1 protein-coding gene is annotated in these 1,542 nt (G+C 73.8%); it reads left to right on the top strand.

The annotated features are described in order from the left end of the window. Nucleotides 1-12: 12 nt before the first annotated feature. Nucleotides 13-1,542: Ig-like domain-containing protein (locus ACK5KK_RS08250; RefSeq protein ID WP_416889607.1), on the top strand; the 1,530-nt coding region annotated here is incomplete at its 3' end.

Genomic DNA, 1,542 nt, shown 5'->3' with positions numbered 1-1,542 from the left:
AGCACGATCGACGTGCGCGACGGGACGACGCCACTGTGCCCCGCGACGACCGACGGTACCGGTAACTGGGCGTGCCCGATCGTCGCGCTCGGCAACGGCACCCACTCGTTGTCGGCGACCGCGAGCGACGGCGTGGGAAACGCCAGCGACCCGAGCTCGGTCACCACGGTGACGGTGGACACGACCGCGCCGGATGCTCCGGTGATCACGACCCCGTCGGACGGCACCGTGACGAACGACCCCGACGTGTCGATCGCGGGCACGGCGGAGCCGAACAGTACGGTCGCGGTGGTCGATGGCGCGGTTGCCGTCTGTTCGGCGACTGCGGATGGTGCTGGCGACTGGGCGTGCCTGCCGGTGGTGCTGGCGGACGGGGCCCATTCGTTGACGGCGACGGCGACGGATGCGGCGGGCTACGCGAGCCCGGCGGGCGCTGCGGTGTCGGTGACGGTGGACACCGGGGCGCCGGATGCTCCGGTGATCACCGCTCCTGCGGACGGCACCCTGAGCAACAACTCCGGCCTCGCCGCCAGCGGCACCGCGGACCCGGGCAGCACCGTGACGGTCCGCAGTGACGGCGACGTCGTGTGCCAGGCTCCGGCGGACGGCGCCGGGGCCTGGTCGTGCCCGACGTTCACGGTCGCCGATGGGGTGCATCGGTTGACGGCCACCGCAGCGGATGTCGCGGGCAACGCCAGCGCGGCCTCGGCCCCGGTGACGGTGACCGTGGACACCGTCGCGCCGCAGGCCCCCGCGATCACCTCACCCGCCGACGGTGCCCTCACGCGTGACCCGGCGGTCGTCGTCAGCGGCGCGGCGGAACCGGGCGCCGTGGTGACGGTCCGCGCAGGCGGTGCCGCGGTGTGCACGGTGGCGGCGGGCGTGGGAGGTGCGTGGACGTGCCCGCAGTTCCTCGCCGCCGACGGGATGCACGAGTTGATCGCATCCGCGATGGATGCGGCTGGCAATCTCAGCGCGGCGTCGCCCCCGGTATCGGTCACCGTCGACACTGTCGCGCCGGAGCCGCCGGTGATCGCCTCACCCACGGCCGGTGCCGTGTTCGCCGACACGCTCGCCTCGAGCGGCACGGCTGAGCCCGCCAGCGTCGTCACCGTCCGCGGCGATGGTGACATCGTGTGCGCGGTCACCGCGGACGACGCCGGAGACTGGGCGTGCCTGGCGTTCACGCTCCCGGACGGCGATCACGAGTTGACGGCATCCGCGGCCGATGCGGCGGGCAACACGAGTGCGGCGTCGGACCCGGTCTCGGTGACCGTCGACACCGTCGTTCCAGTCCCGCCGATGATCACCTCGCCCACCGCGGGGTCGCTGTTCACAGCTACCCCGAGCATCGAGGTCACCGGCACGGCGGAGCCGGGGAGCGACGTGGTCGTGAGCGTCGGCGGGGTGGCCGGCGCCGGGGTGTGGACCGGTTTCGGGAGCGGACGGACTGCGGGCGTCGGCGCGGCCGCACTGCCGGTCGGTACCACGCTGTGCACGGCGACCGCCGACGGCGCCGGCGCGTGGACCTGCACGACGATC

The organism is Microbacterium sp., assembly GCF_047972865.1.
Lineage (GTDB): Bacteria > Actinomycetota > Actinomycetes > Actinomycetales > Microbacteriaceae > Microbacterium.
The sequence above is the reverse complement of the archived record's forward strand: the minus strand, read 5'-3'. Positions and strand labels throughout refer to the sequence as shown.